This window comes from Hyphomonas sp. TMED31, from assembly GCF_002172815.1.
Lineage (GTDB): Bacteria > Pseudomonadota > Alphaproteobacteria > Caulobacterales > Hyphomonadaceae > Hyphomonas > Hyphomonas atlantica.
Map to the genome: position 1 here is coordinate 13,339 of NZ_NHCK01000016.1, position 26,741 is coordinate 40,079.

A 26,741-nucleotide genomic window follows, 5' to 3' on the forward strand; every position below is an offset into this window, starting at 1 on the left:
GGTGCGGGCAACGAGCGTTGCCCGCACCTTGCACCTACACAGGTTTGTATTTCCCGAGAGTTCGAGGGGCATTTCTATCACGAACGACTGGGTAAAGATTCACAAGGACAGTCTCATGAGACACCAATTGCTAAAAGGGACTTTGCTGTTCGGGACAGCGCTAGCCCTGGCAAACCACATTCCCGCCGTTGCGCAAGAAGCTCCATCTGAGCAGGAAGAAACCGCCGAAGAAGCACGTGAACTGGAAACGGTTGTTGTTCGAGGCGAGTACATCCCCGCACCCCAACGTGAAACGTCGCAGGTCGCATCGTTTCTCGCGCCGGAAGACTTGGCTCGCCAAGGCGACTCCAACGCTGCGCTCGCACTGACCCGCTTGTCGGGTCTTAGTATTGTTTCGGACAAATTTGCCTATGTTCGCGGTCTGGGTGACCGCTACTCAGCGGCACTTTTGAACGGTTCGCCGCTTCCCAGTCCAGAACCACTTCGCCGGACAGTTCCACTGGACCTGTTTCCGTCTAACGCTCTTGACGGTGCAACCGTCCAAAAAACCTTCTCGGTAAACTATCCGGGCGAATTCGGTGGCGGCATCATCGACCTGCAAACGCTTCGCCAGCCAAACGAGAACTTTTTTCACGTAAAGCTTGGTGCCAGTGCAAACACGGCGACCACGTTCGACAAGGGTATCTTCGTTCGCGGTTCTGATACGGACTGGAGCGGTTATGATGATGGTCTGCGCAATTTCCCGCAACCATTGGGGCTCGTACTGAGCCTGGACCAAAGCTTGAACAGCCTTGATGACGACGCCATCGAAGCTGTGGGTGAGAGCCTCGTAAACACGCCTCTGAATGTCATTCAGGAAAAGGATCTGGAACCAAACTATAACGGTTCTGTTGAGTTTGGCCGGATTGTTGAAGGCAAGGAGTTTGACCTCGGCATCATTGGTGTTGCCGGATTTGACTCCGGTTGGGCCACCAAGCAAGCGACTCGCCAATTTGTTCAGGGCGGTGTGCTCGGAAACGACTATCAGACGCTGGAAACGAACTACAACGCGACCGTTAACGCGCTAAGTTCTGCGACCATCAACTGGTATTCCGGTCATGAAGTCCAGGCGACTGTATTCTACGTGCATGACACGTCGAAAGAAGCCCAGATTGATACCGGTACGGACTTCAACGCGCAGGGTAGCTCTGGCGAAATCTTCGACGAATCCTCAGGCTGGTTTGAGCGGGGCCTTCTGTTTGGTCAGCTTCGCGGCGAGCACACGTTTGATGATCTCGTCCTGTCCTGGCGCGGTTCGGTCGCTCAATCGACGCGTGACGCGCCGTATGAGCGTTCGCTTCGTCGCTACATCAACGATGACGGTGTTCCGGCCTATCAGGTCGCGAACAGCTACGACATTCGCTTCTCCGACCTTACCGATGATATCAAAGGAATCGGCGGCGATGCGGAATACACAATTGAGCTGAGCGATTCCCGTGAGGCGGTCCTGTCGGGCGGTTTTGACGTTTCCTCGACCGAGCGTGAATACAATTTCTACGCTTTCCGTTTTGCCGGCGGCAACTCGATCTCTGAAGATATTCAGATCCAACGCCCCGACTTCCTGTTCAGCCCTGACAATATCGACCCACAGCGTTTCGTGCTGCAGGAAATCACCACGCCAAACGACTCCTATGAGGGTCAGTTGGATGTTTATGCCGCCTATGTCGAGGGCGACATTGAGTGGACGGACTTCATCCAGACCACGCTGGGCCTTCGCTATGAAGAAGCCCAGCAGACAGTCAACACCTTCGACCGTTTCGGCAATGAAGGCGCCGGTGCAGTCGATCTCGAAAATGACTATCTGCTGCCATCCTTGACGTTCACGTGGAACTTCGCTGAAGATCTGCAACTGCGTCTTGGATATTCCCAGACAATTGCTCGCCCACAATTCCGGGAACTCGCTCTTTCGAATTATTTCGATCCAGAAAGTGAGCGCTCCTATCGGGGTAATAACGGGCTGGTCGATACAGAGCTGACAAACTACGATGCGCGCCTCGAGTACTATCTTGGCCCGAACGAGTTCATCACGATTGCAGGTTTCTACAAGGAACTGGAAAATCCTATCGAGGAAATCCAGTACTCCACTTCAACCTTCGTGTTCGAAACAACGTTCATCAACTCACCGAAAGCCGAACTGTTCGGCGGTGAATTCGAGTATCGTACTCTGTTCGAATTCCCGTTCGATAATTCGTTCTTCAACGATCGCGACGGCCGGTTCTCCATCAACTACACCTACACGTCTTCAGAAGTGCAGGCTGATGAGAATGATCAGGTTTTCGATCCGATTTCCCGGTCTCTCCGTGACGCCAGCTTCTTCGGTCTGGATGGATCTGACTTGCAAGGAACGCCTGAGAACATTCTGAACGCTCAGTTTGGTTGGGAATCTGACGTCGAACAGCTCACTCTACTCGTGGGTTGGGTTGATGATCGTATTCTCCAGCGCGGCATTGATCTGCCAGGCGCGGCTCTGCCGGATATCATCGAAGATCCAGGTATTCAGTTGGACCTCGTCTACAACCGTGATTTCGAAGTGGTTGGACGCGAATTCACGCTGGGGCTGAGCGGGCGCAACCTGCTTGATGAAGCTCATGAAGAGTATCAGATCAGCGAAGGTGAACTTGGACGTACTGAGTTCAATACGTATGATCGTGGTCAGACCTTCTCGGTCAGTCTGACGGCTAAGTTCTAGATCCAGTCAGATCGGTTTAAAAGACAGCGCCCCTTGCCTGGTATTCAGGCGAGGGGCGCTTTGATTGAGGTGGGGCAAAAGCGTTTTTCGGCCTTCATGATCCTTCAGCGAAACGCAGAGCCGCTGCGGACGCCGAACAGTTTGAAGATCAGTGCCGCGGGGCAGAATCCCGTGAAAGCAGCCTGAACCATGTTTAGGCCAGCAAACGCGGTAAGAAGCAGCCAGTAGGGCGAAACCCAGTATCCGAGGGCAAGGCTCACGAGAACGATCAAGCCTGCGAATGCCAGAACGGCGCGGTCAAGGTTCATTGCAATACTCCGTGTTAAGTCAGATTTCCGTTAGAGACGCTGCGATGTTTGAGTTGTCGATCCATTTGGTCATCATTTGCGATGTCATGACTCCTGCGCGCTGATCCACGATGGAGCCGGATTGAAACATGAGCAGGGCGGGAATTCCGCGAACGTTCAATGCCGCGCCAGCATTCGGAAACGCTTCAGTGTTCAGTTTCAGAAAACGCAAAGCTCCGCCATAGTGCTTTGCTGTTTCCATGTAGGCTGGTGCCATCATTCGACAGGGGCCGCACCAAGGCGCCCAAACATCTAGTAGGAATGAGCCCTCATCTTTCGCCAACAAGCGATTCAATACGGTTTCGCTGATATCAATTGGCGTGTCGGCTGAGAGCTTTGACTGACATGCCCCACACTGGCCGCTTGCCAATTGCTTGTCAGTGGGCACTCGGTTTATCCTGCCGCATTTTGTGCAAACAATGTGTTTGGTCGCCATTATCAAGAGTGACCTTTCAGTTTGTGAGTCTTCAAAAGTCCGAGGGCGGCATTTTCGTAGAAGGTCTCTGATTTTCCGGTTCTCAGTTTGTGCAGGAAGTATTTTTCGAAACCGGCTTTCGCCATGTGAACCCAACGACCTGAGGCCGACCAGTTGACATTTCTCGGTGGGATCTGTGGCTGTGCGACAAAGGCAACGCCGCCATCCCCGAAGTCCGCCAGGCAAATTGCATTCCATGTTGCCTTGTGAGTTGGAACCTCGCCATCAATCAGCTGCTTGATGTTCCGCGCGGTCGCCTCAACCATTGACTCGATCATGAAGCCTGTCTTTGGGACGCCGACGGGTACGGGTGTTTGTCCCATGGGCGGTATTGCGATGCAGACGCCAATACCGAAGATATCTGGCCAGGTCGGATTTCGCTGAAACTCATCCGTGAGGATGAAGCCTTTTGGATTGACCAAATTATCGACGCCGCGAACGGCCTCCACGCCCTGAAATGGTGGCATGAGCATTGAAAACTTGGACGGAAGGTCGTGTTTCTTCACAACGTTCCCATTCAAATCAAGTTCTTCTACCTCGATTGAAGTCGCTTTGGCTGCTGAAACGCGTGCGTTGACAATCCATTTTATATGCCGTTCGCGCATTTCGCTTTCCAGCAAGCCCTTTGTGTCGCCCACACCGTCGAGGCCGAGGTGACCGATATAGGGTTCAGGCGTGATAAAGGTCATTGGAACCTAATCTCGGATCTTCCGTTTACGCAGTTCCGTCTCGATGATCATAGCAGTCTCGTACGCAGGTCCAAAGCAGGATGCCCCCTGCGCTGCACCGATCACAATTGGTCCGGGGTCCCTGCAAAAGGCTTCAAAGGCCGCGAATCCTTGTTCCGCATGATCAATATGGCACACGGATTGTGTGTGGCCGCGTGGACCAAGGCCTTCAATTTCATCGAATGCAAGCTCGGGTCCTGTGGCAATTACGAGATAGTCATAGGAGATGCGGTCGCCATTCGGCATTCGAACGCATTTTTCTGCGGGGACNACTCTCTTCCGCTTTGCCGACAATCAGTTCAACGCCTCGCTTNTTCAGGGGTTTGGCAAGGTCGATGGTTATATCCGAGCGTTGGCGCCATCCCACGATCACCCAAGGGTTTGAAGGCTGAAACTGGTAGTANTCGGTCTCGCTGATGATCGCGACATCGTGTTGATCGCCGAGCGTTTTCTTGATTTCGAAGGCTGCGATAAGCCCACCCAATCCGGCGCCGAGAATTACGACTTTTGCCATGACCAATCCTCCATGCAGGAGAGATATTGTATATTAGCACTTTCGCAAATACGCAATGCTACTTATATGGGAGCGAGTATTGATGACCTAGATCAAATGCGTGGTGCGCAATCACCAGCAAGCAGGGAGCTTTGATGAACATGGCAGACAAGTATGACGTGAAACCCGAACAAGTTCTGGCTGACCTGAAGGCCGGAAACATATTGCTTGTCGATGTACGTGAGCCGGCGGAGTTCGCGAACGAGCGGATCCATGGTGCTTTACTGCACCCATTGTCGACTTTCGAGCCAAAGGCGCTTCCGACTGACGGACACCGCCAGATCNTTTTTCAGTGCGGTTCCGGCAAAAGATCCCGCATGGCCTTGGAAAAGTTCATGAAGGAGATTGGGGTTGAGGCCGCTCATATGGCTGGGGGAATTGCTGCCTGGAGATCANCTGGACAGCCGTGCATTCGGATTGATCCAGCCACCGGGACTGTCGTGGACAAGGGGGATTANTGAGATGATCCGATTTGCTTTGGCCAGCTTGGCGGTCTGTCTGGCAAGTAGTCCGATTGCTGCTACCCAAACCATGACGGTGGAGGAGAGCATCGTCACGGACTACCGACCCGTCGTTGGCCGCATTGAGGCCAGCGATACGGCAATGGCCCGCTCTCGGCTGCAAGGCATCGTGACCCAGCTTGGTATAGATGAGGGTGATACAGTGAAGGCTGGTGACGTTGTTGCGTTCATTGCTGACGACACGATCGCACCNCAGATCAACGCCATTCAGTCCCGAATTGATGGCCTGACAGAGCAAGTGACCCANCAAGANGCGGATCTCGCGCGCGCTGAGAAACTACTGGCGGACGGTTTTTATCCCAAGGCTCGATATGATCAGGAAGCGGCGGCGCTCAATGTGATGAAGTCGAACAGAGCCTCGGCCATAGAGGAGCGCCGCAGTCTCGTTGCCCGACAGGGAGAAGGCTATGTGCGGGCGCCTGCGGACTCGCGGGTGACTGATGTCTCGGTGGTAGAGGGCAGTGTCGTGTCCCCAGGACAAGTCATCGCCACTCTAGCGACNCTGGACGGCCTGGTACGCTTGTCTCTGCCTGAGCGACATTTGAGCTATCTATCTGAGGGCGGCGAAATATCCATTCGGCTTCCCGCNCGAGATGATGCCATTAGGACGGCCAGGATTGAAAAGGTTTACCCAGCACTCAAGGATGGCGCTGTGGTGGCTGATGCTGTTGTCGAGGGCGGGCTCAATGCCTTGGTTGGGGAGCGAGCCGACGTGCTTGCGCCAGTTGGTGACCGGCGGGCGATCATNCTNCCCCAGGAGTATGTNACGACGCGGTATGGCGTAGATTTTGTGCGGGTGAAGATTGGGGACAGATATGTTGATGCCCCTGTCGTTTTNGCCGAGCCGCTGGTTGCCAANGGAGTNTATGAAGTTCTGTCGGGGCTGCGANCGGGAGANGTAATTGCCTTGCCGGGAACGAAAAGCTCATGAAGGCGGATGTTTCGGGTTCTATCACACGGGCAACCATCCGTTCGCCGCTGACGCCATTGATCCTGCTGGCTGCTCTNGCGGTCGGTTTGGTTGCACTGCTGACGATTCCTCGCGAGGAGGAGCCGCAAATCTCCGTTCCGATGGTGGACATTCTGGTACAGTCCCCGGGCCTGCGCGCAGCCGACACGGTTGAACAGGTTACGGAGCCGCTGGAGGAAATCGTCAAGGCGATCCCTGATGTTGAACATGTATACAGTCAGAGCCGGGACGATGGAGCGATTGTAACCGCTCGCTTCATGGTTGGGACTGATGCCGATGACGCGATCCTGCGAATCCATGAAAAGATCCGNGCAAATATTGATCGTATTCCGCCAGAAGTGCCCATGCCACAAGTTGTCGGCCGCGGCATTGATGATGTTCCGATCGTTACNCTTACCCTGTCGCCTGAGCCTTGGACGGGCCATGTCTGGAACGACACGAGCTTGCGGATGCTGGCGGACGAGGTTCTGAAAGAACTCGTGAAGGTCGAAGATGTCGGCCTGACAGACGTGATTGGTGGNCGTAGCCTCGAGCTGCGTGTCGAGCCCGATATTGAGGCCCTGTCGTCATATNGTGTTCCACTACAGGCGTTGGTTGATACCGTTTCGCAGGCCGTTCAGGCGCGCCCCATTGGAGCTGCGCGNGGGGCAGGGGAATCCATCATCGTTCAGGCGGGGGATCGCATATCCGCCATAGGGGATCTGGAACGTCTTGAAATCCGGGCTCCCGANGGTCGCACAATATACNTGTCGGATATCGCGCGCGTCGAAGTCGCCGGTATTGAGACTGAGGCACGCGCGTGGACGCTTGAGCGAAATTCGTCGCGNGCAGAGTTCGAAGCCTTACCCGCTGTGACGCTCTCACTTGCCAAGCGGCCGGGGGCGAATGCGGTTGTGGTTGCAGACCAAATTCTCGAGCGACTTGAGCTGCTCGAACGGGAAATGATACCGGAAGGCGTCCATATCGCCGTGACGCGAAACTATGGCGAGACGGCGAACCACAAGGCCAATGAATTGCTCTTCCATCTGGCGCTTGCGACAGTGTCCATTGTGGTCCTGATCGCATTCGCAATTGGATGGAGAGAAGCGATTGTTACGCTGATCGTTATTCCGACAACCATCCTGCTAACGCTCTTTGCCTCACTTATGATGGGCTATACGATTAACCGGGTCAGTTTGTTTGCGCTCATCTTTTCCATCGGTATTCTGGTGGATGATGCGATCGTCATTATCGAGAACATAGCGCGACACTGGTCCATGCGGGATGGGCGACCACGCGTGCAGGCTGCGATTGATGCCGTGGCTGAAGTCGGGAATCCGACAATCGTCGCGACATTGACCGTCATAGCTGCTTTGCTGCCGATGATGTTCGTTTCAGGACTTATGGGTCCGTACATGGCGCCGATCCCGGCAAATGCTTCTGCAGCAATGCTGTTTTCATTTTTTGTCGCTGTAGGGATCGCCCCATGGCTTTTGATGAAGATCGCGGGCAGGGCACCTGTTCATGAGCATTCTGATGAGAAAGAAAGCCGTTTGGGGCGGTTCTATCGCACTGTTGCTGGTCCGATTGTGGAAAGCCGCCGCAATGCCTGGATATTTCTTGGCATAGTCGGTGTGGCGACACTTGCATCCTTGGTGCTGTTTATGACCAAAGCCGTGACGGTGAAGCTACTGCCGTTCGACAACAAATCTGAAATACAGATCGTTCTCGACATGCCAGAGGGGACGGCTCTGGAAGACACTGAACGCACGTTGTTTGCGTTGGCGGCAACGATGTACGATGTCGATGAGGTCGAGTCCATTCAGGCTTATGCTGGTACGGCGGCGCCGTTCAACTTCAATGGACTGGTGCGGCACTATTTCCTTCGGTCTTCTCCGGAGCTTGGTGATCTTCAGGTCAATCTGCTTGAAAAGAGCCATCGCAACAGGTCCAGTCACGAGATTGCGCTCGATCTGAGAATTCAGTTGAGAGAGATTCCGCTGCCTGATGGCGCCAGTGTCAAAGTCGTGGAAGTGCCTCCTGGGCCTCCTGTCCTGTCGACATTGCTGGCTGAAATCTATGGGCCGGATGCGGAGACGCGGCGCAGGACCGCAGAAATTGTAGAACAATTGTTTCGGGAAACCGAGTATATTGTGGACGTCGACAACTCTTTCGGTGGTCCGCAACCTCGACTGCTTCTTTCCGTCGATGAGACAACCGCGTCTGACCGAGGTGTTGCCGAGCAGGATGTGCTGGATGCGCTGGCGCTGATTTATTCTGGAAAGATCGTTGGTGTGGCCCCGCGCGGTGGTGGGCGGGACCCCTTGTCTGTTGCGGTTCGGCTGCCGAAGTCCTCACAGGTCTGGTCAGAACGCACGGCCAGTCTGCCAGTGCCGGTCCAGCCGGGTGCCCAGGCTGTTGAGCTGGGTACGTTGGTCGATGCGCGCATGGAATCCGGCTCAGCCACGATCTTCCGTCGGGATGGCTATTTCGCCGACATGGTCATGGGAGAATTGGCCGGCCGATTTGAGGCGCCTATTTACGGAATGATGGAAATCCAGGACCGTGTCGACGCTTATGATTGGGCTGCGGCGGGGCTGGAGGCACCTGAAATACGCCTTTATGGTCAGCCGGCGGATGAATCAAAGCCATCATTGTTGTGGGATGGGGAGTGGGAGATCACCTATGTCACATTCCGGGATATGGGCTTGGCGTTCGGCGTAGCTCTCGTGGCCATCTACATACTCGTGGTCGCGCAGTTTGGTACATTCAGAACTCCCTTGGTGATCCTGACGCCAGTGCCACTCACGCTGATCGGTATCATGCTGGGGCACTGGATATTCGGGGCGGCATTCACGGCGACATCGATGATTGGCTTCATTGCACTCGCGGGCATCATCGTGAGAAATTCGATTCTCTTGGTGGATTTTGTTCGCCACGGTCAGTTCGCGGACCGGCCCTTGCGGGAAGTCTTGCTGGATGCGGGGGCCATTCGGTTCAAGCCGATCCTGCTGACAGCTTTGGCCGCAATGATTGGCGCAGCTGTGATTCTGACGGACCCGATTTTCCAGGGCTTGGCAATCTCGCTCCTGTTCGGGCTGGCGTCATCCACCGCGTTGACCGTTCTGGTAATCCCCGCAATTTATGTCGCACTGAAGGGGCCAGATTGGGTGGCGGACGCCGCACCGGAATCCGAGGGCACTGGCACACAAGCGCCTTCTTGAGATTGGTCAGGACTGTAGACTGGTCCTGAACGGATCAATTCGCCTGCGGCAAAATGTTAGTGGATTTGCCCGGTCGCAGTCGCGAGGCAATTGAGTACGTCTTGCGGTTTTGAGGATTTCTCGACGACGTCTGTAAAGCCCGCTTTGAGCGCACGCGCTTTCAGGTGGGGAGAGTAATAGCCTGTGATAAGAACAGCGGGCGTTGTGGTGCCAGCCACGCGCATTTTTTCCAGCAAGTCAATTCCGTCAAATCGCGGCAGCTTNTAGTCGATCAACAGGCAATCCACTTGCAGGCTCGGTTGGTTCATCAGGATCTCCATACCATTCCNGTAGGAGTCGACCGCGAAGCCACGTGACCTNAGNAGCATCATCAAGGAGTAGCGNACTTCCTCATCGTCTTCGACGAGAGCAATTCTGAGCAATTCGGGCTGGTGCGCGGATTGGTTCATGGATGGCTGATCTCAACGTTCATAGAATCCCATATCTACGAACGGAGAGATCGCGCGTCTCTAAGTACACCTACCTAACGAGGCAGCTCGCGACCGCGGTCTGCCGTGAAAGCTATGCGAAGCGCAGCGGACAGGCTGTCGGCTTCCAGTTTCTCCATCAGATTGGCACGGTGGATCTCGACGGTGCGGGGAGAAATCGACAGGGTTTCCGCTATGGCCTTGTTGGTCATTCCGTCCACCAGGCAATCAAGCACTTCAGATTCCCGTCCAGTCAACCGGGTGAGCTTCGCGACGGCTTCGCTGCGTTGGTCTGCTTCGGCAGCATGGTCGGCAATACGATTGAAGCCATTTTCGATGGCTTCCAGCAATGCCTTCTTTTCNTACGGTTTTTCGAGGAATTCGATCGCGCCATTCTTCATTGCCTGCACCGCGACGGACACGTCTCCATGTCCTGTGAGCACGATGATCGGCATCTTGTTCCCACGTTCTGACAGAGCCTGCTGCACTGCCAGGCCATCCATTCCAGGCATCCGAACGTCCAGAAGGATGCAAGCCGAATCGTTTGGGGCGTATGCGTCGAGGAAGGTCATTCCATCCGGGAACGTNTTCACCGTGTAGCCGGCGTGGCGCAGCATGAAGCTTGCCGAGTGCCGAATGGCTTCGTCGTCATCCACGAGGAAAATGGTTTTGGTCATTTCGAGCTCACATTGCCANGTCCGAGGCGATTCTTAGCGTAAAGGTGAAGCAGGCTCCAGTACCCGGTTCTGATGCAACTTGAATGCTGCTGCCATGTGCCTCGACTATNGTTTGGCAGATCGATAGTCCCAGTCCCATGCCTGTGGCTTTTGTGGTCTGGAACGCTTCAAACGGCGAGTGGAGCAAGTCTTCGGAAAGGCCGGGCCCATTGTCGCGNACTTCCACNATAATCTCNTCGNCGNCCTGCCGTCCATGGATCCAGACTTGCGGGTTTTCCGTTTCGGCCAGCGCTTCGATTGCGTTGCGAACCAGATTCGCGAACACCTGACGCAATTGCAGCCGATCTGCCATCACCTTCACATCGGGATCGTCAAGTCGCACCACGACCCGGGCAAGGGGGCCGTCGATCCCCACTTTGGCGATGGTGACAGCGTCGTCGATAATTTCCTTGAGCGGGAAGGGGCGCAAGTCCAGTTCACCGCGAGAAACGTAATCCCTCAGGCGGCGTACAATCTGTCCGGCCCGGATGGATTGTTCGGCAGCGGCGGCCATCGCTTCCTGTACCATTGCAAGGTCATCCGAGCTTGGATCGTCCAGCATGTCGCGGGCGGCTTCCAGATAATTCGCCACGGCGGTCAGCGGCTGGTTCAGCTCATGCGCCATCGCGGACGCCATTGTGCCGACCGCACTCAACCGAGAGAAATTGCTTAGCTCCGCCTGCAACTCGCCAATACGGTGCACATTGGCCTGTTTCTCTGTAATGTCGCGGATGAAGCCGGTGAACAGTTTGCGCTCGCCAATGTTTGCCTCTCCGATCTTGAGTTCCACCGGAATAGAGTCGCCATTGGCAAGGCGCGCTTCCACGATACGGCCGATGCCGATGATCTGGCGCTCGCCGGTCGTCAGATAGTTGCGGATGTACTGGTCATGATGGGATTGATCGGTATCGGTCATGAGGCATTTGATNTTCTCGCCCACGACATCTTCGGATTTGTAACCGAACAGGGTTTCTGCCGCACGGCTGAANGCCATGATGATTCCGCGATCATCGATCACGATCATCGCGTCCGGTACAGANTGCAANATCGACGACAGGATTGANTGAAGCGAACNCGAGTCNTGNAACTCGGAATTCTCAATACGCCAGAGGTCAGACAAGGGATNGGTCATATCCCGTCGACTGTAAGAGTAGTCGGTCAATTAGGAAAGCGCAGACACTCGGCGCTGGCGTGTTTGCTTCAGGCCATTGGCAGCCAGAACAGTCAGGCCAACTGCTCCGAGCGCCGCCGTATAGCATCCCCAGCAGTGAAGTAGCGGCGTTCCTGCGCTCGCGACAGGAAGGGCGACCGANTGGCCTAAGCAGGTTGGAATCAAAAGGGTGGATTGCGTCGAGGCCTGAACGGCCATCTTTACGAGGCCGACAGTCAGCAGCGCGGCTGAGGCGAGATAGGCGAATGTCGTTTTCACATCGAAGTCCCTTCAATTGATGCCGTTTCATAGAAAATNCGGACCAACTGTCCCATACGGGAAAGCCCCTATACGCGGGCCGAGGCGATCACCGTAATCAGGCGTCATACGAGTGAACCGCAACGCTCTGCGGAAGGGGCTTAGTTAGTATGATGACACCAAATTCCATTGCTTCAAACAGTAGCCGGGGCAGCATTGCGACTGTCTCGGTTGCCGTAGCGATATTCGGGGTGCTTGCCCTGATCATCGCAGGTCGCACGATTGATCACGCCATGNGCATTCAGGCGATGACATTCATCGCGCTTGTCACGGCATTTCTCGTCGGGACGGGGATGTGGGCTGGCAATCTGCTGGACCGCAATCCGTTTGATGAGACCAAATACGAAGACACGCTGGTCAAGTATGGCGTGTTTGCCTCCATGTTCTGGGGCATCGCNGGGCTTCTGGTCGGTGTGGTCATCGCATTGCAGCTGACCTTTCCGAACATCTTNTANTTTCCTGAATGGGGCTGGACGAACTTTGGTCGCTTNAGACCGCTGCACACNAGNGCNGTGATCTTTGCATTTGGCGGCAACGTGTTGCTGGCGACAAGNTTNTACGTGGTTCAGCGCACCTGCCGCACGCGGATTGCTGGCGGAATGTGGCCCTGGTTTGTTTTCTGGGGCTATCAGTTCTTCATCGTTCTGGCAGCAACGGGCTATCTGCTCGGCGTTACGCAGTCGAAAGAATACGCTGAGCCGGAATGGTATGTGGACCTCTGGCTGACGATTGTCTGGGTGGCCTACCTGCTCGTCTTCCTTGGCACACTGTGGAAGCGGAAAGAGCCGCACATCTATGTGGCAAACTGGTTCTACCTGTCCTTNATCGTGACCATCGCGATGCTGCACATCGTCAACAATCTGTCTGTGCCGGTCAGCTGGACGGGCACCAAGTCCGTTCAGGTTTTTGCCGGTGTGCAAGATGCGATGACGCAGTGGTGGTACGGCCACAACGCGGTTGGCTTCTTCCTGACGACCGGCTTCCTGGCGATCATGTACTACTTCATTCCGAAGCGNGTGAATCGGCCGGTTTATTCCTACCGCCTGTCGATCGTGCACTTCTGGAGCCTGATCTTCATCTACATCTGGGCGGGTCCGCACCATTTGCACTATACGGCTCTGCCGCAATGGGCGCAGACGCTTGGCATGACGTTCTCGATCATGCTCTGGATGCCTAGCTGGGGCGGTATGATCAANGGNGTCATGACGCTGTCAGGNGCNTGGGACAAGCTGCGCACGGATCCAGTTGTACGCATGATGGTGGTCTCGCTGGCCTTCTATGGNATGGCGACCTTTGAAGGACCGTTGATGTCCGTTCGTGCGGTGAACTCGCTNAGCCACTATACGGAGTGGGGCATTGGCCACGTGCATTCAGGTGCGCTGGGCTGGGTCGGCTATATCAGCTTCGGCGCGCTCTACTGCCTTGTGCCCTGGCTTTACAAGAAGAAAGCTCTGTACTCGAAGTCNCTTGTTGAGTGGCACTTCTGGATCTCCACGATCGGCATCCTGTTCTACATGATTTCCATGTGGTTCGCNGGGATCATGGAAGGTCTGATGTGGCGCGCCTACAATGAATACGGCTTCCTCGAATACAGCTTCGTTGAAACCGTCGAGGCAAAGCATATCAGCTACATGATCCGTGCTTTGGGTGGTCTGCTGTACTTCAGCGGTGCCCTGATCATGGCCTACAACCTCGTGCGCTCCGCAATGGGCCACGGCGCTGCAGAGCCGATTGATGCCAAGCCTGACCCTTACGCAACCCCCGAGCCGCGCGCGACGCTGGTTCCTGCTGAATAGGAGCGTNTCCATGAGCATTATGAACAAACATGGATTGCTGGAGCGGCATTCGCTGCTCCTCACCATNGGCATCCTCGTCGTCGTATCCATCGGCGGCCTGATCCAGATGGCCCCTCTCGCCTATATGGACAACACGATCGAGAAGGTTGACGGGATGCGCCCCTATACACCCCTCGAACTNATGGGCCGGGACATCTACATCCGCGAAGGCTGNTATGTCTGCCANAGCCAGATGGTCCGTCCCCTGCGGGATGAGGTTGAGCGCTACGGGCACTACTCTCTCGCCGCGGAAAGCATGTACGACCACCCCTTCCAGTGGGGATCGAAGCGGACGGGGCCGGANCTCGCCCGAGTGGGTGGCAAGTATTCTGCTGAATGGCAGGTCGACCACCTGAAGGATCCGCGCGCTCTGGTGCCGGAGAGTGTCATGCCGCCTTATGCGTTCCTGGCCGATAAGAAGCTCAACTATGATCGGATCGAGGAGCGTTTGCGGACCGAGCGGATGCTTGGCGTACCCTACACGGATGAGATGATTGAGAACGCCGCGGGCCATATCTATGCNCANGCNGATCCNGACGAGAAAGGCTACGACTATCTCGACAGCCTGATCGAAGAGTATGACGGCATCGCAGGNCGCGACGGCTCGGTTGAGTATCGCGATTATGATGGAGACCGCACGCGCGTCACCGAGATGGATGCCATCGTTGCCTACCTCCAGATGACCGGCACGCTGGTCGACTTCTCAACCTATGAGGCCAACGACCTCAGNAACCGTCGCTAGGAGGATCACGGAATGTATGAAGCACTTTCAAGTTTCGCTCAGACCGGCGGCCTGGTCTATTTCGTTCTGATGTTCCTGGCGGCTCTGGCCTACGCGCTTTGGCCCAACAATCAGGAAACTTTCGACCGCGCTGCAAACTCTCCGCTTGAAGACAAGGGGCCATCAAATGACTGATGAAACCAAAGACATTGATAAACACTCAGGTGTCGAGACGACCGGCCATTCCTGGGATGGTATCAAGGAACTGAACAATCCGTTGCCGCGCTGGTGGCTGTATGTCTGGTACATGACGATTGCNTGGGCCGTCGTTTACATGATCCTGATGCCCGCCATTCCGGCTCTGCCAGGCATGGGAACAAATACGAAAGGTGTCAGGGGTCATTCTGACCGTGTGGAAGTCGCCAAGGCCGTTGCGGACCTTCAGTCGGCTCGTGATGCGCAGTCGGTTGTGCTGCTGGATGCCAATCTGGAGACGATCGAGACAGACCGTACCTTGCAGCAATTCGCGCTCGCCATGGGCGAGAGTGCCTTCGGAGACAACTGCGCCACATGTCACGGTGCGGGTGGACGGGGTGCCATTGGCTATCCGGCTCTCGCAGATGATGTCTGGTTGTGGGATGGTTCTCTCGACGGCATTGAGTACACGATCCGCCACGGCATCCGTCACGATGCGGATGACGCAACACGCTTCTCTGCGATGCCGGCATTTGGTCGTGACGGCCTTCTGACAGGGTCTCAAGTTGATGATCTCGCGCAATATGTGCTCAGTCTGACAGACCGGAGCGATGATGCNGANGCNGTCTCCCGTGCCGCGCCGATTTTCCAACAGCAATGTGCGACGTGTCATGGCGTGGACGGAACGGGTGATCGCGCCCAGGGGGCACCGAACCTCACCGACGCGGAATGGCTCTACGGCGGTCGTGAAGAGAACATCCGGGCGACGATTTACAATGCCCGTAATTCTCACATGCCTGCCTGGGATGACCGCCTCGACGACGCAACGATCAAGGCGATCGCTGTCTACGTTCACTCGCTCAGNGGAGGCGAATAGACCCCGACATGGCCAGTTCGACCCTCATCGATAAAACGGCCACGCTCCCCGCCCAGCAGGGTGGGGAGCCGCCGCGGCATGAAGACCTTTATGCCAAGCGCAAGCAGATCTATCCCAAACTTGCGCATGGCAAGTTCAGGATGGTCAAATGGCTCGTGATGGCGGCCACTTTGGGGGTCTATTATGGATTGCCGTGGGTTCGCTGGAATCGCGGTGAGGGCGTACCGGACCAGGCGGTGCTGGCGGATTTCGCCAGTGAGAAATTCTACTTCTTTTTCATTGAGCTCTGGCCGCAGGATATTCACTTCATGGCCGGCGGGCTCATCCTCGCTGCGCTGCTCTTGTTTCTGGTTACGTCTTTGTTGGGGCGGGTCTGGTGTGGATACACTTGTCCGCAAACGGTCTGGACGGATCTCTATATTTGGGTCGAGCGCGCTTTCGAAGGCGACCGCGCCGCGCGCATGCGTCTGGACAAGGCGCCCTGGTCCGTCAACAAGCTTTCAAGAAAGCTCGGCAAACATGCAGTCTGGCTGATCATAGCGTTCTGGACAGGCGGCGCGTTCATTCTCTACTGGCATGATGCGCCTACGGTTGCAGCAGGCTGGTTCAAGGGCGAAGCGCCGCTGACTGCGTATTGGTTTGCCGGCATTTTGACGCTTACGACCTACTTCCTGGCAGGGACCATGCGCGAGCAGGTGTGCACCTACATGTGCCCCTGGCCGCGCATTCAGGGGGCTCTGACCGACGAACAGGCTCTGAATGTCACCTATCGGTACGACCGAGGGGAACCGCGTGGTCCGAAGAGAAAGTCCGAGAGCTGGGATGAACGCGGCGACTGCATTGACTGCGATCAATGCGTTCAGGTTTGCCCGATGGGGATCGACATTCGCGATGGGGAGCAGTTGGAGTGTATTCATTGCGCCTTGTGCATTGATGCATGCGACGAGATGATGGTGAAGATCGGTCGCCCCAAAGGTCTGATAGCTTACGACACACAGATTGCTGTCGCGGCGCGCAACGAGGGTTGCACACCGCCGAANCACAAGATCATTCGCGCGCGNACTNTGCTATACGCTGTTGTCATGTCTGTGATCGGAGTTTTGATGGTTTGGGGGCTCGCCACGAAATCAACTCTTGAGGCCAACGTGCTGAAGGATCGCTCACCGCCATATGTCATGCTGTCCGACGGGCGCATCCAGAATGGCTANACGTTAAAGCTCGTGAACAAGGCCAGCGAGCCGCGGACCATGTTGCTGGACGTTGCGGGCCTGGAGGGCCTCTCCTTCAAGGTTATCGGCATGGATCATGAGGGCAGCGAAACGCTCGAACTCCCCGTCGAAGGCTTCGGTGTTGATCGCTATAGAATTCTTGTCGCTGCAGAGGCCGGCGCACCACGTCGGCAAATTACCTTCACCGTCANGGATGCGGAAACAGGNGAGGCTGATGTGAATATCTCGTCTTTCAGAGGAGCTGANCAATGACTGGACAGATCATGAGTGCTGAACAGGTGCCCTCAAAGGGAAAGCTGACGGGATGGCATGTTCTCCTCATCATGCTTGGTTTCTTCGGCGTGATGTTCGCTGTGAACGGCGTGTTCCTTTACCATGCCATCACCAGCTTTCCGGGCGAGGATGTGAAGAAGTCCTACCTGCAAGGGCTGGACTATAATCACACGTTGGAAGCGAAAGCCGCGCAGGATCAACTCGGATGGAGCGCCGCCGCCGGCATGGTGGGCAGTGATCTCGTGTTCGACCTGACCGACGCCGACGGAAATCCGTTGNNAGGGTATCNGGTNACGANCGAGCTACGCCGGGCGGCGAGCACGGCACATGACCAGNTTGTGGANATGNAGCCTCTCCAATCTGGAAGCTATGCGGTGAATTTGTCCGACTTGCCAGCAGGGCGCTGGGATGTTCAGTTTCAGGTCATTGATCCCGCCGGGGATGACATCGTGTTTCGCGCCGACAAGAGGATTGTCATCACACCATGACGTCATTGACGAGCACTGCGCCGGGCTGTCCGTCCGGTATGGCCCCCGCGGCAGAAAAGGCCACCAAGACGGGCTATGCNGGGTTCGTTCGACATGTNGGCGATGAGAATGCGCTCGATCTGGTAGTGCGCGGNGCGAAATGTGGTGGCTGTCTCAGCAAGATCGAAAAATCCGTGTCTGCCTTGCCGGGGGTTACGCAAGCTCGCCTGAATTTGTCCAATGGCCAGATGCGCGTTCGGTGGAANGGTTCGCTGGCGGCTGACCGTATTGCGCAGACAGTCTCCGATCTTGGTTATGGCGTGGCGGCGCAGGCTGCTGACCAAGGGGCGGTCAACAAGGCCCGTGAAGAACGTTCGCTCTTGATCTCAATGGGTGTTGCCGGTTTCGCCGCGGCGAACATCATGCTGCTCTCGGTATCTGTCTGGGCTGGGCACGGAGAAATGGGCGAGGCGACGCGCCAGACCNTGCACGCGCTGTCGGGCGCAATCGCCCTGCCGGTGCTCCTGTTNTCTGGACGGCATTTCTTCCGCTCTGCCTGGGCCGCGCTCAGCAATGGNCACGCCAATATGGATGTNCCGATTTCNCTCGCGCTNAGTCTGGCGTTTGGCGTCAGCGTGTTCGAAACNTTCCGCGGCGGCGAGCACGCCTATTTCGACGCCGTTGTNATGCTCTGTTTCTTCTTGCTGATCGGACGCTTTCTGGATGCGCGTCTGCGCCGACAGGCACACGCCGCAGCGAATGCGCTCGCAGCCATGCAGACCAGCGCAGTTACGCGAGTGGCCGGTAATGGAGAAGCTGTATCCGTTGCTGCAAGCGATGTTGCCGCGGGTGACCATATCCTGCTTGCGCCTGGCGAGCGCGCGATGGTCGATATGCGCATCCTCGCCGGAACAAGTGATGTCGACGAGTCCCTGGTTACCGGAGAGTCCATTCCCCGCACGTTCTCGCCAGCGATGGTGCTGCACGCAGGCGCGATCAATGTTTCGGCACAACTGCGCGGAGAAGCGCTGAAGGCGGTGGAGGACTCGCTGCTTTCCCAGATTGGAGAAATGCTGGAAGCAGGCGAGCAGCGCCGGTCTGCCTATCGCCGCATCGCGGATCGTGCGGTTTCTATCTATGTGCCGTTCGTTCACACGACGGCTGCGCTGGCCTGTGTTGGCTGGCTGCTGCTGGGGGCATCACTGCCGGACGCACTAATGATTGCGGCGGCGACATTGATCATCACGTGCCCCTGCGCGCTCGCACTGGCTGCGCCGGTGGCGCAAGTTGTTGCTGCGGGCCGCCTGTTCCGAAAGGGCGTCTATTTGCGTTCAGGCGATGCGTTTGAGCGTCTAGCCGAGATTGATCATATCGTTTTCGACAAGACGGGAACGCTCACTCTGGGTACACCCAAGCTGAACTCCATTTTGATCGGCGATCGTCAGCTCGAGGCACGTTCACAAGAGGCCAGTCGCCTGCTCTCTGACGCGGCCCGTCTGGCCAGAGCCAGCCACCATCCGCTCTCCCGCGCACTGGTGTCAGCCGCAGGCGTCGGGGCAGCAGCCGAAAACGTGAAAGAGATTGCTGGCCACGGCCTTGAAGCTGAACTCGACGGAATGATCTGGCGCTTGGGCTCTGCCGCATGGGTCGGCGCGGAGGCCGATGGCGAAGCATCTGGACCGTCTCTCTGGTTCTCGCGAGGGGATGAGCCAGAAGTGAAATTCCAGTTCACAGACGACATTCAGCCCGGCGCGCGTGAAGCGCTCGATACGTTGCGTGACCAGTCCATCAGCCTTGAGATCGTGTCCGGTGACCAGAACGCTTCGGTATCCGCACTGGCCAATTCTCTGGGCATCAGTGACTGGACCGGCGAAGCCAAACCCAAGGACAAGGTCGCCGGGCTGGAGGCGCTGCGCACGCAGGATGCGCATGTGCTCATGGTTGGAGATGGGTTGAATGATGCTGGTGCGTTATCTCTGGCCCATGCCTCGCTCGCGCCCGGCGCGGCGATCGACATCAGCCAGTCTGCCAGCGACGCGGTCTATAGTGGCGGCATGCAGGCCATTCCGCTCNTTCTCAAAGTTGCCAGAAAGACGCGCGCCATCATGCGCCAGAATTTCGCTCTCGCCGCAGCTTATAACGTCATCGCGGTTCCGATCGCGGTGACGGGGAACGTTACGCCGCTTGTGGCCGCCATAGCGATGTCGCTATCGTCGATTATCGTGACATTGAACGCCATGCGGCTCCAGCTCGGGGAATAGGGCGATATGACCATCATCGTGTATCTGATNCCCGTTGCCCTCGCGCTGGGCCTGCTCGGGCTCGGGGCGTTCATCTGGTCGATCCGGTCCGGCCAGTTCGANGACATGCAAGGCCCGGCCTACCGCATCCTGGACGATGATGANGATACCCCNGCCTGATGTGTTCCGGATTGCCTTTGCGCTTTGCGCGCTGTCCTGNCATTAGGTCTCGATGACCAAGTATTTTATCCTCGGCGGAGCGCGTTCCGGCAAGAGTTCCCGCGCGCAATCGCTTGCCGAAGCGGCNTCTCCGCAGCGTGTCTTCATCGCGACGGCAGAGGCTCTGGACACGGAGATGGCAGACCGTATCGCACGCCATCAGGCGGATAGGGGGCAGGGCTGGCGAACGCTTGAAGTGCCGCTGGACCTCGTCAGCGCCATCAAGGCAAACGAAGGCTCGGATGAATTCCTCCTCATTGATTGCCTGACGCTCTGGTTATCAAACCTGTTCCATCATGAGCGCGATATGGCAGCTGAAACAGACGCCTTGTGCGAGGCACTGTCGCAATCAAATTGCAGCATTGCGCTCGTCTCAAATGAGATCGGTCTCGGGCTTGTCCCGGAGACAAGCCTTGGCCGTGAATTCCGGGATGCACAGGGACGCTTGAACCAGCGCGTCGCCAAAGTCTGCGATCAGGTCGAGTTCGTCGCGGCGGGGCTTCCACTCAAACTGAAAGGCTGAGTGCAGCGTTCAGTCTGGCTTCATCCGAGTCCGAGCCGGGCAGACCGATGCGCAGATGTCTGTCCGACCACGCAAAACGCCTGACATATATGCCCTGATGAGCGAGCCTCCGCCAGAGTGTGTGAGCGTCCTCGCAGGTGACATATCGAAAGAGGTCTGTGCCCTGAACAGGGCCTAATCGGTGTGCGCTGAGTATCTCGTCCAGCCTGTTGCGCCGCTCTGACAGACGCCGGCGCATGTCCGCTTGCCAGTCCATATCGGTATACGCAACGGCACCAATCTCCAGCGCATTCCCTGAGACTGGCCACACACCGAGTAGCTGATCGAATGCGTCCAGTATGTCCGTCGGCGCAATGACCGCGCCGAGGCGGACACCGGCCAGGCCGAAGAACTTTCCGAAAGAGCGCAGAATAATCAGTCCCGGCGCGCCTCCGCACGGCGCAAGACTGAAACCCGGGTTCAAATCTGCATAGGCTTCGTCGACAATCAGCCAGCCGCCACGCTTCGCCAGTCTGGCGCGAGCCATTTCGAGTTCATCCAGAGAGAATACGCGCCCGTCAGGATTGTTCGGGTTGCACAACACAATGGCGTCTGCGGTATCCGCATGAGTGAGCGGATCAGCGCTTTCAGTTACAATAGTCGACGACGCGTTCCAGACCTGTTGATGGTCTCCGTAGGAGGGAGACAGCACGANGGTCTTNTCAGGTGAGATGATTTTCGGCAGCANGCGGATCAGTAGCTCGCTGCCCGGCGATAGGCGCATGGACTCGGTGGGTGCGCCCATCGCTTTCGCCATCGCGGCGAGGCAGCGGGTATAGGCCTCTCGCGTCGGCAGGTGATGCAGCGCATCCGCGCTCGCAGGCTCTACTGGATAGGGCCAGGGGTTGATGCCTGTGGACAGGTCCAGCCAGGGCTCTGGCGCATCCGGGAAAGCGACCCGCATTCGGTCAAGCGAACCGCCATGCAACAGATCATCTGACATTAGATCAGCTCCGCACCAGCAATCAGCGCGACGAAAACCATGCCAAGCAGACACGCCTTGCGATAGATGTTCAACCCCTTCGCCAAATCCGCGGCAGTGGGGTCAGGTCGCTCCGGGTTAAGCCAGGGTTCGTCGCTGGTTTGGCCCTGATAACGCCGCGGCCCCGACAGGCGCACATCCAGAGCCCCGGCCATTGCGGCTTCAGGCCAGCCTGCATTTGGAGAGCGATGCTTGCGCGCATCCCGTATCATCACTTCGACCGAAGACGGGCGTCCGCTGGCCAGCGTGATGAACAATCCGGTAAGGCGCGCCGGTATCAAATTCGCGATATCGTCCAGCCGTGCCGCAAACCCTCCAAAGGCTTCGTGCTGTTCGCTGCGATGTCCGATCATGGAGTCGAGTGTATTGATAGCCTTGTAGGCCGCAATACCCGGCAATCCAAACAGTACCCCCCAGAATACCGGTGCGATCACGCCATCGGACATGTTCTCTGAGAGGCTTTCGAGGGCGGCGCGCGAAATGCCCGCTTCGTCGAGCTGTTTGGGGTCACGCCCAACAATCATGGAAACTGCTTTGCGCGCGGCCTCCATGTTTCCGGATGCAAGGGGGATTGCCACAGCGGCCACGTGCGTGTGCAGGCTGCGGGACGCGACAAGTGAGGAGGCGATCAGGCATTCCACCAGCCATCCCCACCATGTATTGGGTAAGGTATCCGATATTGCCCACGCAAATGCCGCTGTGCCTAATATAAGCAGTGAGGAGAATAATCCGCCTAATGCATATTTGATCCAGTGGGGCCATNGCGGCCGGTTNAGTNGTTTNTCCGCCGCAGAAATTATCCAGCCCAACCAGACGACAGGATGCCGGATANTACTGAACAATGGCTTGGGCCAGCCGAACAGCGCTTCGATCAACCANGCGCCCAGTANGAGTGGCGCGTAAAGCATCATGTTTTGTCCCGGCGCCANCCGACTGGCTCGGCGAGATTCAGCAGCGCTTCAACATCGACGCTTGCCTCGACGCCATCAGCCAAATCATCCAGGGCGCCGTCAACGGCCGCGTCATAGTCGAGCGTGGATCGTCCGGAGTGGCCAACATGCTCCAGCCAGTCCCGCCGGAATTCATTGTTTGCGAAAGCGCCGTGAAAATAGGTGCCCATGACCCGGCCATTCCCATTGCGTGCACCGTCTCTCTCACCTTCCAGCGTTGCAAAGGGACGGTCTGTATCGGGGCCATTCGTGCGACCAACATGAATGACGTAGCCGGATGTCGTTGACCCGATAAAGGTCTGCGCGTTCGAAACGGGGCGAACGTCCTTGTGGCGGGTCATTGTCGTTTCGACATCCAGCAGGCCGAGCCCCAGCGCTTCGCCGGGTTCACCATCCACGCCATGAGGGTCTGTGATGGATTGTCCAAGCATCTGGTAGCCACCGCAAATGCCCAGAACGCGACCACCCGCGCGAGCATGGGCCAGGATGTCGTGATCCCATCCCTGCGCGCGCATGAAGGCGAGGTCACCCAAAGTGGATTTGGTGCCAAACAGAATGACCACATCGGCGTCGCGCGGAATCGGCTGTCCGGGTCTGGTCCATTCAAACTCCACGCCGGGCTCAAGCTTTAGCGGGTCCGCATCATCGAAGTTTGCCATCCGGGAAAACATGGGGGCAGCAATCTTCAGCGTCTTGCCGGATTGGGTGGATGGCGTGCCCAACACCACAGCATCCTCGGCGGGCAGTTTTGCCGTAGCCGGTAGCCAGGGGATAACGCCCAGACACGGCCATTTCGTGCGTCGCTCAATCTCCCTGACCCCATCNTCGAACAAGGACGGGTCTCCNCGAAACTTGTTGACCAGAAAGGCGCGGATCATGGCCGCGTCTTTCCTGTCGATTACAGTCCGGGTGCCAACGATACTGGCGATCACCCCACCTTTTTCAATATCNCCAATCAGGCAGACCGGTACACCGGCACGACGCGCGAACCCCATATTGGCAATATCGCGGGCGCGCAGATTGGTTTCTGCCGGGCTGCCGGCGCCTTCGACGATGATCAGATCATGCTNTTCAGCGAGCCGGTCAAAGCTCTCCATGACTGCGCCCATCAATTGATCACGGCTTGCCATGTAATCTGCCGCCTCCATCGCGCGCAGGGCTTTGCCATGTACCACTAGCTGAGACGCGCGGTCGGTCTGGGGCTTCAGCAGGACAGGGTTCATGTCCGTGTGAAGTTCCAGCCCCGCGGCACGTGCTTGCAGNGCCTGAGCCCGGCCAATTTCTCCGCCGCCGGGACAGGCGGCTGCATTATTGGACATGTTCTGCGGTTTGAATGGGGCCACACTCAAGCCTTGCCGACGCGCNATACGGCAAAGCGCAGCCGTCAGCACGGATTTTCCGACGTCAGAGCCGGTGCCTTGCAACATCAAGGCTCGAGCGGTCACACAGCACCTTCGATGAAGATCTGGGTGCCCTCAATACGGGCGGTGACGCCATAAATGTCCTTGAGCCGATCAGGCGTAAGTGTGTCGGCTGGTGGNCCATCGGCGACGATCNTGCCATCCTTCATCCAGATCATTCGCGACGCNTACCGGGCCGCAAGCTGAATATCGTGCAGTACGACAAGCGCGCCGCCGCCNTGGTCGACATAGGATTTGATCAGGTCGAGAATTCGGAATTGCTGGCGTGGGTCGAGCGCGGCAATCGGCTCGTCCGCGATCAGCAAGGGGGCTTCGGCGGCAAAGGCCCGGGCACAGTGTACGCGCGCCAGTTCGCCGCCTGACAGCGTGTTTGTCTTGCGCGTGGCGAGGTCTGAGAGCCCGCAGGCCTGAAGCGCGCGGTCAACTGCCTCGGCGTCCAGCCCTTTCAGGCGGCCAAGCGGCGCGCCATGACTGAACCGCCCGAGAGACACGACGTCTCGGACCGAATTGGGCCAAGCGAGCGGACGGGTCTGGGGNAGGTAGGCAATCTGACGGGCGCGTTCTGCTGGNGACAGCGTCNTNACATCGGCTCCNCCTAGCAGGCGTTGTCCCGCGCTGACATCCTGCAGCCCCATCGCGGCGCGAATGAGACTGGTCTTGCCTGCGCCGTTCGGACCGAGCAGCGCGACAAACTCCCCGCGTGCCAGGGCAAAGCTCGCATCATCGACCAGGATGGACCTATCCGCNTGGACAGAGATGTTCTGTACGGTCAACTCAGTCATTTCCAGCCCGCCTTTGCATNGCGATCCAGACNAAGGCTGGTGCACCGATCAGGGCGGCGACGACGCCGAGCTTAAGCTCTGATGACGTGGGGATCAGGCGCACGAAGATATCTGCAACGACAAGGATNAGACCGGAAAGAAGCGCGGACGGGATNAANGAGCGCGCCGGATCGTGTCCCACGAATGGCCGGATGATGTGCGGNGCGACAATGCCGACAAAGCCGATCGCGCCAGCCAGGGCGACTGCGCCGCCNGTTGCCAGACCCGCGCCCACAACGGTCGCGATGCGTTGCCGCCGAAGGTCAAGCCCGATGCCNCTTGCGGCCTCTTCGCCGAGTGTCAGNGCGGACAGGCCCCGGCGCGTCACAAACAGGATCAGCCCGCCTGCAAGGATGAACGGCGCAGCCAGCCNGATCTCGTCAAAGCTGCGATTGGCGACTGAGCCAAGCATCCAGTTGATCATGTCGGAGAGGGAGAAAGGGTTCGGCGCCAGGTTCATCAACAAGCTCATNGCTGCACCCGCAAAGCTGGACAGGCCGACTCCNATCAGGATGAGCGTCACCACNGATTGTGTTCTCAGGGCCGCAATTGTTATCACCGCAGTTGCCGTCAGTGCACCAATAATTGCCGCNATTGGCAGGGCCCAGGGCGTGATCGTCGCGATGCCGTAGTAGAGCGAGAACGTAGCCATCAGGGACGCCGACGCTGACACGCCCAGCACGCCGGGCTCGGCCAGAGGGTTTCTTAGCAATCCCTGCAGCGCNGCGCCGCTGATGCCGAGGGCGGCGCCCACAATATAGGCCGCGATCGCGCGGGGCAGGCGGATCTGCCACACGACCAACCGGTCTCCGGCGTNCGCGCCGCCGAACAGGGCTGACAGNAGGCGGTCTGCCGGGAGCGCTGTCGAGCCCAGNAAGCAGGCGGCGANNAGGGCGATGACACTCGCGATGATCAGCGCAGGCATGAGAAGGGAGTCACGCATCATCGCTCTGTCCCTTCCGCCATTGCTTCAACGGCATCCATCAGAAACCAGCCGCTGCAGGATGTCCATGCGCCTTCGAGAGAGACCACCTCGCTCTTGGTCAGCTGTGTCCGCGCAACGGGATGTTTCATGGGGCTCCACGCGTCGGGATGATTGGTTCTGGAGCCAAAGAATGCGGCCGCGACAAGATCTGGCTTTTCATAGGCGAGCCGTTCCAGCGGAATGGACCGCCAGCCAGGCTCGGTCTGCATGTTGGTCAGGCCAGCAGCTTCGATCATTTCATGGATCAGCGACCCCGGACCCGTCGTTACGCCGGCGGGGGTCATGTAGAGGGCGACTTGCCCATCCGTGCGCTGGCGGAGATCGGCCAGCCTTTGTTGCATCTGCGCATTTACGGCCGCACCCCGTTCGCTTTCGCCGAGTTCGTCCGCGATGCGTTGNGTGTTCGCCATGACGGACGGGATGTCAGGCGTCCAGCCAACATCCACCACGGGCACACCGGCCTTNCGGAAAAAGGCGGANGCGTTCGGNCCACCTCCATAGGTGCGTACCACGAGGTCTGGCTTCANGATGAGAACGTCTTCNGCGGTGGGGCGGACAGTTGGCAAACCCTTCGCTGCGTCGCGCATGTAGGAAAACTCNCGCGCCGCATCGGGCGAGAGCGCCAGAATGTGCTCCCGGTCGAGAAGTTTCAGGACGTACTGATCCGCGCAATAATCGAGACTGACCACCCGTGCAGGGCGGTCGGGCCGCTCTGCCTCCGGTGCCAGGCCCTGTCCGCATGCGGACAGGAGCAGGGCGATCAGGGGGGCAATCAGTCTCGTCATTAC

24 protein-coding genes and 1 pseudogene are annotated in these 26,741 nt (G+C 57.6%); 13 read left to right on the plus strand and 12 right to left on the minus strand.

Annotated elements, in window-relative coordinates; translation table 11 throughout:
• Positions 1–115: 115 nt before the first annotated feature.
• Positions 116–2,728 carry a TonB-dependent receptor gene (locus tag CBB91_RS02660; protein WP_035550225.1) on the plus strand — a complete coding sequence of 871 codons (2,613 nt, stop codon included), beginning with the start codon at positions 116–118 and terminating at the stop codon, positions 2,726–2,728.
• A gap of 104 nt (positions 2,729–2,832) precedes the next feature.
• On the opposite strand, the gene CBB91_RS02665 is transcribed toward CBB91_RS02660, so the two are convergent.
• The 3 genes and pseudogenes from CBB91_RS02665 to CBB91_RS02675 all read right to left on the minus strand — a co-directional run bounded on the left by CBB91_RS02665 (position 2,833) and on the right by CBB91_RS02675 (position 4,792).
• The gene (locus tag CBB91_RS02665) at positions 2,833–3,036 is read right to left on the minus strand and encodes a DUF2892 domain-containing protein (RefSeq protein WP_035550227.1); all 204 of its coding nucleotides are present in this window, start codon (positions 3,034–3,036) and stop codon (positions 2,833–2,835) included.
• A gap of 19 nt (positions 3,037–3,055) precedes the next feature.
• The gene (locus CBB91_RS02670; protein ID WP_272983550.1) at positions 3,056–3,511 is read right to left on the minus strand and encodes a thioredoxin domain-containing protein; all 456 of its coding nucleotides are present in this window, start codon (positions 3,509–3,511) and stop codon (positions 3,056–3,058) included.
• A 2-nt stretch (positions 3,512–3,513) separates the two neighbouring features.
• Positions 3,514–4,792, minus strand: a pseudogene (locus tag CBB91_RS02675) (FAD-dependent oxidoreductase).
• Positions 4,793–4,932: 140 nt separating this feature from the next.
• Between CBB91_RS02675 and CBB91_RS02680 the strand changes: the two are divergent.
• From CBB91_RS02680 to CBB91_RS02690, 3 genes are all read left to right on the plus strand, one after another.
• The gene (locus CBB91_RS02680) at positions 4,933–5,292 is read left to right on the plus strand and encodes a rhodanese-like domain-containing protein (protein WP_273011783.1); all 360 of its coding nucleotides are present in this window, start codon (positions 4,933–4,935) and stop codon (positions 5,290–5,292) included.
• 1 nt (position 5,293) lies between these two features.
• The gene (locus tag CBB91_RS02685; protein WP_273011786.1) at positions 5,294–6,283 is read left to right on the plus strand and encodes an efflux RND transporter periplasmic adaptor subunit; all 990 of its coding nucleotides are present in this window, start codon (positions 5,294–5,296) and stop codon (positions 6,281–6,283) included.
• Positions 6,280–9,525: an efflux RND transporter permease subunit gene (locus tag CBB91_RS02690; RefSeq protein WP_273011789.1), complete on the plus strand. Its 3,246-nt coding sequence runs from the start codon at positions 6,280–6,282 to the stop codon at positions 9,523–9,525. The genes CBB91_RS02685 and CBB91_RS02690 overlap by 4 nt, the downstream gene beginning before the upstream one ends.
• A 56-nt stretch (positions 9,526–9,581) precedes the next feature.
• Here CBB91_RS02690 and CBB91_RS02695 read toward each other — a convergent pair whose 3' ends face one another.
• The 3 genes from CBB91_RS02695 to CBB91_RS02705 form a co-directional block, all read right to left on the minus strand.
• A complete protein-coding gene (locus CBB91_RS02695) occupies positions 9,582–9,974 on the minus strand; it encodes a response regulator (RefSeq protein ID WP_273011790.1) in 393 nt (130 codons plus the stop codon).
• Between the two features lie 74 nt (positions 9,975–10,048).
• A complete protein-coding gene (locus tag CBB91_RS02700; RefSeq protein WP_273011792.1) occupies positions 10,049–10,669 on the minus strand; it encodes a response regulator in 621 nt (206 codons plus the stop codon).
• Between the two features lie 7 nt (positions 10,670–10,676).
• Positions 10,677–11,840, minus strand: a complete 1,164-nt coding sequence (locus CBB91_RS02705; protein ID WP_273011795.1) for a PAS domain-containing sensor histidine kinase — start codon at positions 11,838–11,840, stop codon at positions 10,677–10,679.
• 629 nt (positions 11,841–12,469) lie between these two features.
• Here CBB91_RS02705 and ccoN point away from each other — a divergent pair.
• The 9 genes from ccoN (at position 12,470) to cobU (ending at position 20,755) form a co-directional block, all read left to right on the plus strand.
• Complete coding sequence (ccoN, locus tag CBB91_RS02710; protein WP_345906713.1) at positions 12,470–13,972, plus strand: cytochrome-c oxidase, cbb3-type subunit I; 1,503 nt, start codon at positions 12,470–12,472, stop codon at positions 13,970–13,972.
• 10 nt (positions 13,973–13,982) lie between these two features.
• Entirely contained in the window at positions 13,983–14,753 is a 771-nt protein-coding gene (gene ccoO / locus CBB91_RS02715) for a cytochrome-c oxidase, cbb3-type subunit II (RefSeq protein ID WP_273011801.1), read from the plus strand.
• Positions 14,754–14,765: 12 nt separating this feature from the next.
• On the plus strand, positions 14,766–14,927 hold the full coding sequence (locus CBB91_RS02720; protein WP_035550252.1) for a cbb3-type cytochrome c oxidase subunit 3: 162 nt from the start codon (positions 14,766–14,768) through the stop codon (positions 14,925–14,927).
• Positions 14,920–15,804, plus strand: a complete 885-nt coding sequence (ccoP, locus tag CBB91_RS02725; RefSeq protein ID WP_273011804.1) for a cytochrome-c oxidase, cbb3-type subunit III — start codon at positions 14,920–14,922, stop codon at positions 15,802–15,804. The genes CBB91_RS02720 and ccoP overlap by 8 nt, the downstream gene beginning before the upstream one ends.
• 8 nt (positions 15,805–15,812) lie before the next feature.
• Positions 15,813–17,285, plus strand: coding sequence for a cytochrome c oxidase accessory protein CcoG (gene ccoG, locus CBB91_RS02730; protein WP_273011807.1), 1,473 nt, complete (start codon positions 15,813–15,815; stop codon positions 17,283–17,285).
• Positions 17,282–17,794, plus strand: coding sequence for a FixH family protein (locus CBB91_RS02735; RefSeq protein ID WP_273011809.1), 513 nt, complete (start codon positions 17,282–17,284; stop codon positions 17,792–17,794). Before ccoG ends, CBB91_RS02735 begins: the two co-directional genes overlap by 4 nt.
• On the plus strand, positions 17,791–20,034 hold the full coding sequence (locus tag CBB91_RS02740) for a heavy metal translocating P-type ATPase (protein WP_273011811.1): 2,244 nt from the start codon (positions 17,791–17,793) through the stop codon (positions 20,032–20,034). The genes CBB91_RS02735 and CBB91_RS02740 overlap by 4 nt, the downstream gene beginning before the upstream one ends.
• A 6-nt stretch (positions 20,035–20,040) precedes the next feature.
• Positions 20,041–20,193 (plus strand): cbb3-type cytochrome oxidase assembly protein CcoS, encoded by a 153-nt coding sequence (ccoS, locus tag CBB91_RS02745; RefSeq protein WP_273011814.1) that lies wholly within the window; start codon positions 20,041–20,043, stop codon positions 20,191–20,193.
• Between the two features lie 52 nt (positions 20,194–20,245).
• Entirely contained in the window at positions 20,246–20,755 is a 510-nt protein-coding gene (cobU, locus tag CBB91_RS02750; RefSeq protein ID WP_273011816.1) for a bifunctional adenosylcobinamide kinase/adenosylcobinamide-phosphate guanylyltransferase, read from the plus strand.
• On the opposite strand, the gene cobD is transcribed toward cobU, so the two are convergent.
• The 6 genes from cobD to CBB91_RS02780 form a co-directional block, all read right to left on the minus strand.
• Positions 20,739–21,737, minus strand: coding sequence for a threonine-phosphate decarboxylase CobD (cobD, locus tag CBB91_RS02755; RefSeq protein WP_273011818.1), 999 nt, complete (start codon positions 21,735–21,737; stop codon positions 20,739–20,741). The two genes, cobU and cobD, sit on opposite strands and share 17 nt — an antisense overlap.
• Positions 21,737–22,687: an adenosylcobinamide-phosphate synthase CbiB gene (gene cbiB, locus CBB91_RS02760; RefSeq protein WP_345906712.1), complete on the minus strand. Its 951-nt coding sequence runs from the start codon at positions 22,685–22,687 to the stop codon at positions 21,737–21,739. The genes cobD and cbiB overlap by 1 nt, the downstream gene beginning before the upstream one ends.
• The gene (locus tag CBB91_RS02765) at positions 22,684–24,153 is read right to left on the minus strand and encodes a cobyric acid synthase (RefSeq protein ID WP_288145219.1); all 1,470 of its coding nucleotides are present in this window, start codon (positions 24,151–24,153) and stop codon (positions 22,684–22,686) included. Before CBB91_RS02765 ends, cbiB begins: the two co-directional genes overlap by 4 nt.
• Before the next feature lie 14 nt (positions 24,154–24,167).
• Positions 24,168–24,929, minus strand: a complete 762-nt coding sequence (locus tag CBB91_RS02770; protein ID WP_273011825.1) for an ABC transporter ATP-binding protein — start codon at positions 24,927–24,929, stop codon at positions 24,168–24,170.
• A complete protein-coding gene (locus tag CBB91_RS02775; protein ID WP_273011828.1) occupies positions 24,922–25,911 on the minus strand; it encodes an iron ABC transporter permease in 990 nt (329 codons plus the stop codon). Before CBB91_RS02775 ends, CBB91_RS02770 begins: the two co-directional genes overlap by 8 nt.
• Positions 25,911–26,738 carry an ABC transporter substrate-binding protein gene (locus tag CBB91_RS02780; RefSeq protein ID WP_273011831.1) on the minus strand — a complete coding sequence of 276 codons (828 nt, stop codon included), beginning with the start codon at positions 26,736–26,738 and terminating at the stop codon, positions 25,911–25,913. Before CBB91_RS02780 ends, CBB91_RS02775 begins: the two co-directional genes overlap by 1 nt.
• Between the last annotated feature and the right edge of the window lie 3 nt (positions 26,739–26,741).